This is a genomic window from Streptomyces sp. NPDC050546, assembly GCF_044457425.1.
Taxonomy (GTDB): domain Bacteria; phylum Actinomycetota; class Actinomycetes; order Streptomycetales; family Streptomycetaceae; genus Streptomyces.
The window spans coordinates 82,000-89,530 of sequence record NZ_JBITGX010000029.1; the positions used below are offsets into that span (position 1 = coordinate 82,000).

General features: G+C 74.2%; 5 protein-coding genes. 1 reads left to right on the top strand and 4 read right to left on the bottom strand.

Features of this window, described 5'->3' with window-relative positions; all coding sequences use genetic code 11:
* Positions 1-89: 89 nt before the first annotated feature.
* A complete protein-coding gene (locus ACIBK5_RS42405; RefSeq protein ID WP_399028654.1) occupies positions 90-2,084 on the top strand; it encodes a hypothetical protein in 1,995 nt (664 codons plus the stop codon).
* A gap of 3 nt (positions 2,085-2,087) precedes the next feature.
* On the opposite strand, the gene ACIBK5_RS42410 is transcribed toward ACIBK5_RS42405, so the two are convergent.
* From ACIBK5_RS42410 to ACIBK5_RS42425, 4 genes are all read right to left on the bottom strand, one after another.
* Positions 2,088-4,244, bottom strand: a complete 2,157-nt coding sequence (locus tag ACIBK5_RS42410) for a xanthine dehydrogenase family protein molybdopterin-binding subunit (RefSeq protein WP_399028656.1) — start codon at positions 4,242-4,244, stop codon at positions 2,088-2,090.
* On the bottom strand, positions 4,241-5,245 hold the full coding sequence (locus ACIBK5_RS42415) for an FAD binding domain-containing protein (RefSeq protein ID WP_399028658.1): 1,005 nt from the start codon (positions 5,243-5,245) through the stop codon (positions 4,241-4,243). Before ACIBK5_RS42415 ends, ACIBK5_RS42410 begins: the two co-directional genes overlap by 4 nt.
* A complete protein-coding gene (locus ACIBK5_RS42420) occupies positions 5,242-5,772 on the bottom strand; it encodes a 2Fe-2S iron-sulfur cluster-binding protein (protein WP_399028660.1) in 531 nt (176 codons plus the stop codon). The genes ACIBK5_RS42415 and ACIBK5_RS42420 overlap by 4 nt, the downstream gene beginning before the upstream one ends.
* A 93-nt stretch (positions 5,773-5,865) precedes the next feature.
* A complete protein-coding gene (locus ACIBK5_RS42425) occupies positions 5,866-6,984 on the bottom strand; it encodes a hypothetical protein (RefSeq protein ID WP_399028661.1) in 1,119 nt (372 codons plus the stop codon).
* Positions 6,985-7,531: the final 547 nt, after the last annotated feature.

Here is a 7,531-nt window from a genome sequence, read left to right on the forward strand (position 1 = left end):
AAGGGGGCGCCTAGTAATGGTCAGCGTAACGTCGCTCGTCACACGACGGGGGGCGCAGGAGCGGCCGCACTCTTCCCATGGAGGCGAGTATGACCACCTGCTCTTCATCACCCCGCTCGAACGGGTCCGCCATAACCGGCGAGTCGAACGGGTCCGCCCAGCCGTCCGCCGAGACCACCGTCGCCACCGGCGGCTACCAGGTGGAGCAGACGAGCACGCAGCCCGCCGCGCCCTCGCAGGAGACGTACCGTGCGGGCACCGAGCCTCCCGCCGAGTCCCACCCGACGGGCCCGCCGGGCACGGAGCCGGCCGCCCCTGGCCGGGACGAGGCGGCTGGGCTGTCCGCCCGGACCGCTGCCCCCGCCGTGAACGGGGCGGAGCAGTTGTCGCCGCCGACGGCTGCGTCTGGCGTGGACGAGGTGGCTCCGTCGTCTGCCGGGCCTGTCGCCCCTGGCGTAAACGGGGCGGTTCCGGCGCGCTCGGTTGTCTCCGGTGTGGACGAGGCTGGGCCCGCTGCCTCCCTCGTGGCCCCGGTGGACCAGGAGTCCGCGCGTCCGGCCGCGCCCGCACCGGACGAGCCGGTTGTGGCCTTCGACCGGCCCGCCGCCCCTGGTTCGGGCACCGCGACCGAGCGGTCTGCCGTCCGCGGCCCCGACCGGGCGGCTCCGGAGCCCGCGAGTCCGGCCGCGCCCGCCCCGGACGACGCGAACCGGCCGTCGCCCATGCCCGCCCCGGACGACGCGAACCGGTTGTCGGCCCCGCCCGCGAGCCCTCGCCCGAACCCGGTGAGCCCGCCGTCCGCCCAACCCGCTGTCTCCGGGCCGCACCAGGCGGATCGGCCCTCGGCCGCGCCTGCGGGTCCTCGCCCGAACGCGGTGGGCACGCCGCCCGTCGAGCCCGCCGGCTCAGGGCACCAGCAGGCCGCCCGGCCGTCCACCGCGCTTCGCAAGGACCAGGTGGACCCGTCGCCCGCCTCGTTCGCCGGACCCGGCCCGGGCCGGGCCCAAGCCGCGGGGGAGGCGGAGCAGCCGGGTGCGCGGCCGTTCGTGATCCGTTCGCTGGACGACAACCAGGTGGAACTGAGGCCCGGTACGGGGCCGGTCCCCGCGCCGTACGGTGACGCCGTCAGTGACCTGGTGCACGCCGCCGTGGCCGACCGGCCTCTGGAGGAGGTCGTCGCCCTCATCACGTCGCTGGAGAAGTCGCCCGACCACGCCGAGGCGATGGTCGACGCGCTCCGCACGGCCGGCGTGGAGCGGCGCGTGGAGGACGTGAGCCGGATGATCGCCCTGCTGACGAAGCCCCCGCGGGACGCCGACAGCGCGGACGAGGCGATCCGGGCCGCGGCCGCCCACCGGCCGGTGGAGGAAGTGACCAGGCTGGTGACCCTGCTGCACAAAGAGCCGCACATGCCCCACGTCCGCGAGGAGGCACTGCGCGCTGCCGCCACCGGACGGTCCGTCGGGGAACTGGTCGAGCTGATCGACCGCCTCGGCCTGGAGCGGCTGGACCGCAACGGCCGCGTGCCGACCGGCCCCACGAATCCCGAGGCCGAGACCACGCAGCCCCTGACGCCCGTCCGGCCGGCCAGGCGCCGCGAGACCCGCCGGACCCTCGACTCCTCGCCCTCGGACCGCGACCGCGCGACGGAGCGGCTCACCAGGTCCATGGCGTGGTCGAGTTGGCTCACGGCTCTGGCCCTGGCCGTGTGCGCGGTGGCGCACTTCCCCCTGCAACGTGGCGGAGCGTCCCTGGACCTGCACGCCATAGCGCTCGGCCTGTCCGTGCTCTGCACGGTGCTGGCGCTGCTGCTGGCCCTGCGGCCCGTCGCGCCGGTACTGGTCGGGGCGGTGGTGGTACCCACGGTGCTGGCCGGGGCCCAGGCGTACGGGAGTTCCTTCCCGTCGGCGTCCCTGACCCGGGCCGTGGACCTCGCGCTCGCCCCGCCCTGGTTCGCCGCCGGTGTCGCCGTGTGCACGGCGCTGCTGGCCCTCGTCGCGCTGGTCTTCCGCGCGGTTGCGCCCCTCGTGAGCGGACAGTGGTCACCCCTGCCGGCGACCGAGGCACGCAGTATGGCGGAGTGACGTCTACGAGTTCCGCACCGGACCGGATCCGCTCGCAGCGGGCCCGGTCCGGACGTCGTTCGTCCCCCGGAGACCGAGCAGCCCGGCCAGCATCCGGTCCGGCGTCAGCGGCAGTTCCCGGAAGCGGACGCCGGTGGCGTGGTGCACGGCGTTGCCGATCGCCGCGGCCGTCCCGACGATGCCGATCTCCCCGATGCCCTTGCTGCCCATCGGGTTGAGACGGGAATCGTCCTCGTCGAGCCAGTGCGCCTCGATCTCGCCGGTATCGGCGTGCACGGGCACGTGGTACGACGCCAGATCCGACTCGGTGAAGTCCCCGAACGCGGCGTCCATCGTGCTGCCCTCGGTCAGCGCCATACCCAGCCCCATCGTCATGCCGCCGACGAACTGGGAGCGTGCCGTGCGGGCGTTGAGGACGCGCCCGGCGGCGTACACCCCGAGCAGCCGCCCGGCCCGCACCTCGCCGGTGACCGTGTCCACCGCGACCTCGGCGAAGTGCGCCCCGAATGCGTGCCGGGCCCAGGCGCTCTCGGCGTCCGCCGCGCCCTTGGTGTCCGCACGGACGTCGAGGCCCTGCTCGGGCAGCGGCCCCGAGTGCTCGGCCAGCCGTCGCGCCAGCAGCGCACAGGCCTCATGGACCGCCCAGCCCCAGGAGGCGGTACCGGACGAGCCGCCGGCCAGCGGCGCCGACGGGAGCTCACTGCTGCCGACCTCCGTCCGCACCCGCTCCAGCGGCACCCCGAGGGCGTCGGCGCCGACCTGCGCGAGCACGGTCCTGGCCCCCGTGCCGATGTCGGTGGCGTTGATCCGCACCAGGAACGTCCCGTCGGGCAGGGCGCGGGCCGTCGCCGCCGCGGGCCACACCATGACGGGATACGTCGCCGCCGCCACGCCCGTCCCCAGCAGCAGGGGCCCTTCCCGGCGGGAGCCCGGGCGGGGATCACGCCCGGCCCACCCGAAGCGCCGGGCACCCTCGCGCAGACACTCGACCAGGTGCCTGCTGCTGAACGGCTTGCCGCTGTCGGGTTCGACGTCCGGCTCGTTGCGGACCCGCAGCTCGATGGGGTCCATGCCCAGCTCGCCGGCGAGTTCGTCCATGGCGGACTCCAGCGCGTACATCCCCGGTGCCTCGCCCGGCGCCCGCATCCACGACGGCGAGGGCACGTCCAGCGCCGCGACCCGGTGCACCGTACGGCTGTGGGGCGCGGCGTACATCACGCGCGCGGGCACCGCCGCCTGCTCCACGAACTCCTTGACGCGCGAGGTGTGGGTGGTGACCTCGTGCACGACGGAGGCGAGGCGCCCGTTCGCGTCGGCACCGAGCCGCAGCCGGTGCAGGGTGGGAGCGCGGTGCCCGACGACGGCCGGGAGATACCGGCGGGGGAGGGCCACGGTGACCGCCCGCCCGGTCTGCCGTGCCGCCATCGCGGCCAGCACCACGTCGGGCCGTGGTGTGCCCTTGGACCCGAAGCCGCCGCCGACGTGCTCGGCGGTGACGACGATCCGCTCCTTCGGCAGGGCGAACAGCCCGGCGAGCACCGCCCGTACGGCACCGGCGCCCTGACTGGACGTGTGCACGGTCAGCCGGCCGTCGTCCCAGCGGGCGGTGCTGGCGTGCGGCTCCATGGGGTGGTTGTGCAGGGGCGGCACCCGGTACCCGACGTCCACCCGGGCCGCCGAGGACCCGAAGGCCCCGTCGGGGTCGCCCTGTTCACGGACGGCCGGATGACCGCCGTTGGCCTCCTCGGGCACGTACACGCCCGCGTGCGAGGCGGTGAGCTCCACGTCGTGTTCCTCTGCGTCGTAGGCGACGCGGACCGCCGCGGCACCAGCCCTGGCCGCCTCCAGGCTCTCGGCCACCACCAGGGCCACGAACCAGCCCCGGTGCGGAACCCGGGGGTCCTGGAGCACGGCGAGCGTCGGATCGTCCGGCTCGGCGAGCCGCGGCGCGTTCTCGTGGGTGAGGACGTCGAGGACACCGCGCACGGCCAGGGCGGCCGCCGTGTCGACGCCGGTCACCCGCCCCCGGGCGACGGTCGCCGGCACGGGCCAGGCCTGGGCCCGGCCGGGGAAGTGGTACTCGGCGGCGTAGCGGGCGGTTCCGCTGACCTTCTCCCGTCCCTCCCGGCGCTCGGCGGGAGCGCCCACGCTGCCGGTCATGGAGTCCTCCTGGCGAGCGCCGGGTCCGCGAGCCGGGACAGCACGTCCACGGCGAGACCGCGGGCCAGCGGCACCTTGTAGGCGTTGTCCCGCAGCGGCTGCGCGGCGGACAGTTCGAGGTCGACGGCGTGTTCGAACGCGGCGGCCGTCGGAGCCGCGCCCAGCAGGGCCTCCTCCGCCCGCCGGGCCCGCCAGGGCCGGTGCGCCAGCGCCCCGAAGGCGAGCCCGGCATGACCGACCACACCGTCCGACACCCGCAGCACCACCGCGACGGACGCGAGAGCGAAGGCGTACGAAGCCCGGTCGCGGGCCTTGCGGTACGCCGACGGCAGCCCTGCCGTGGCAGCCGGCAGCACCACAGCGGTGACCAGCTCACCGGGGCGGATCTCGGTGTCCTGGTCCGGCCGGTCCCCGGGCAGCCGGTGGAAGTCCGCCGCCGCGACACTCCGGGCACCCTCCGGCCCGTACAGCTCGACACGCCCGTCCAGAGCGGCCAGCGCCACCGCCATGTCCGACGGATGGGTGGCGACGCAGTGCGCGGAGTGACCGAGCACCGCGTGATCGCGGTGGACACCGTCCAGCGCGCCGCAGCCGCTGCCCGGCTCGCGCTTGTTGCACGGCTTCGACAGGTCCTGGAAGTACGGGCACCGGGTGCGCTGGAGCAGATTTCCGCCGGTCGTCGCCGCGTTGCGCAACTGCCCCGAGGCACCCGCGAGCACCGCCTGCGACAGCGCCGGGTACCGGTCGCGCACGAGGGGGTGGGCGGCAAGGTCGCTGTTGCGGACCATCGCCCCGATCCGCAGCGCACCGTCCGGCAGCTCCTCCACGGCGTCCAGCGGCAGCCGGGTGACGTCGATGAGGGCGGCCGGCCGCTCGACGCCGAGCTTCATCAGATCGACGAGGTTGGTGCCGCCGCCGAGATAGCGGGCGCCGGCGTGGGAGGCGTACGCGGAGGTCGCCTCCTCCACGCTCCCGGCACGGACGTACGCGAACTCCTTCACCGGATCACGTCCTCCACCGCCTCGGCGATCTGTGGATACGCGCCGCACCGGCACAGATTGCCGCTCAGCCGCTCCCGGATCTCCTCCCGGCCCAGCGGCACCGGCTCACCGGAGGGCGTCGCCGGGTCGGTGACGTGCGAGGGATGACCGGCCGCCGCCTCGGCGAGCACACCGGCCGCGGAGCAGATCTGGCCCGGGGTGCAGTAGCCGCACTGGAAGGCGTCGCGCTCCAGGAAGGCCCGTTGCAGCGGGTGCGGGTCCTCGCCGTCGCCGGACAGGCCCTCGATCGTGGTGACCTCGCTGCCGTCCAGGGCGACCGCGAACAGCAGACAACTGTTGACGCGCCGCCCGTCCACCAGGACCGTGCAGGCGCCGCACTGGCCGTGGTCGCAGCCCTTCTTGGCGCCGGTGAGGTCGAGATCCTCCCGCAGGAGGTCCAGCAGGACCCGCCGGTGGTCGACGGTGAGGGTGTGGGGCTTGCCGTTGACGCGGAGAGTCGTCTCCGAGTGGTACTGGTCGTTGCCCATGTCGTGGAGGCCTTCCCGGGCGGGCCGTACTGCCGTACGGACCGCGTATCCACCTGGCCACGACTGACACGTGCGCCCCGCGAGGAAGGCTTTCTACTGCTCGTCCCGGGACGGGGTCACGGGGCGCTGGGATTTGGGCTTGAAGCGTTCGAACGTCCGTGTGAGCTGCTGGAGCGGGGACCCGGCGGGGGCGCCGGAGGGCTGCTGCCGCGCGGGAGCGGCACCGTCGGACTCCTGGTAGGCGGTCAGTGCCTCGTGGGCGCGCTCGGCCGCCTCCCGGTACAGGTCACGCGACTTCGTCATGGCCTCGAGCGCGTCGGCGTACATGGCCACCAGACCACGCTGGCGGTCCAGCTCCTCCTGGAGGTTCAGCAGGTGCCAGTCCTCCCGCAGCGCGGTGAGGGCCTCCTCGGCACCGTCGGGCAGGGGCCTCGGCAGCGCGGCGAACCGCTTCACCGCCTCGACGAGGTCGGCCGGCTCCGAGCCGTCGAGGAAGACCGCACGGACCGAGAAGTCCTCGGCGTCGTAACCCTCCGGTGCCGGGGTGCCGGGCAGTACCACGGCGCCGCCGCGCGGCACCTGGACGCCGGAGTCCCGCAGGGCCCAGTTGAGCCCCCGCGACTGCTGCGGGACGGCGCGGTGCTCCACCACCCGGGGCCGCAGGCCCGGCGGGAGCCACCGTGCCACCGGCATGCGGCCCTTCTCGTCCGCGGTCATCGCCTCGTGGACGACCACGTGGATGTGCCATCCGCCGCGCACCGCGTTCCGGAGCAGGCGCTTGGTCTCCTTGTCGTCCTGGGGGAGCGGATTGATCTCCCGCAGGGACAGCTCCGTGGCGGCGTCCTGGTCCCAGGCGGCCTCCGGCTCCTGTGGCCAGAACAAGCCGGTCGGCGACGGCCAGTCGTCGCTCCACGGCTGCTCGGCCTCCGCGACCAGGATCCACTCCTGCCCCGCGCCGTCCGGACCGGGCGACACACTCAGCCGGGCCCGCACGGTCACTCCGTCGCCGACCTGCCAGCGGGCCTCGAAGACCCGCTCCGACGGGCCGGTATCGGCCTCGGGCAACTCCAGAAAGTCGTCGATGTCCTGACTGTCCTTGCGCTGCTGGAGCGAGCGCCGGAGAACGTCTTCCGCGGCGCCGGAGGCATGGCGGCCGCGCGTCAGCCACACCGTGGCGGGCGTCTGGGGGCGGACGGTGGAGGAGATCGGCATGGGTCCATCTGTGAGCTGGGGGCAGGTGTGCCTGCCAGTATCGTCACCGCAGGCCGACCGGGATAACCCGGGGTCACACACACGGCGTACCCCCGATGGGCGCTGCCATGTGAGGTGCGCCGCGCGCACGGGGTGTGCGCGCCGCGCGCACACCGACGCCTCACACTCATGGCCCAGCCGGTCCACGATCCCGACAATGGTCCGCACGAGCAGGGCCCGCCCACCATCCGCATCGGGGCGGGCCCTGCTCGCCGCACCGGGACCGGAAGCCAGGTGGCGCGAAAACGTCCCCGGCAGCGCTGCCGTTTCGGACGGCTGTCCAAGCGCCGCTGACGTAGTCCAGGCCGGTTCTGTCCATTCGCGGTGAGCCGTGCCTGCTGTGGAGCAAAATCGACCGATGGATCACAAGACCACGCCCGCCCAGTTCCAAGAGCGCGGTCCCCAGCGACGCACTAAGACGTCATTTCAGTTGGCGTGATCTTGCGGCAGTCTGGGGTGATGACTGCTGCGCTTGTCGAACGGTTGGCGCCGGAAGACCTGTGGGAGT

Excerpts from the sequence above, each read along its gene's own strand:
- ACIBK5_RS42425 (WP_399028661.1), bottom strand. The coding sequence starts at position 6,984 with ATGCCGATCTCCTCCACCGTCCGCCCCCAGACGCCCGCCACGGTGTGG.
- ACIBK5_RS42405 (WP_399028654.1), top strand. The coding sequence starts at position 90 with ATGACCACCTGCTCTTCATCACCCCGCTCGAACGGGTCCGCCATAACC.
- ACIBK5_RS42420 (WP_399028660.1), bottom strand. The coding sequence starts at position 5,772 with ATGGGCAACGACCAGTACCACTCGGAGACGACTCTCCGCGTCAACGGC.
- ACIBK5_RS42410 (WP_399028656.1), bottom strand. The coding sequence starts at position 4,244 with ATGACCGGCAGCGTGGGCGCTCCCGCCGAGCGCCGGGAGGGACGGGAG.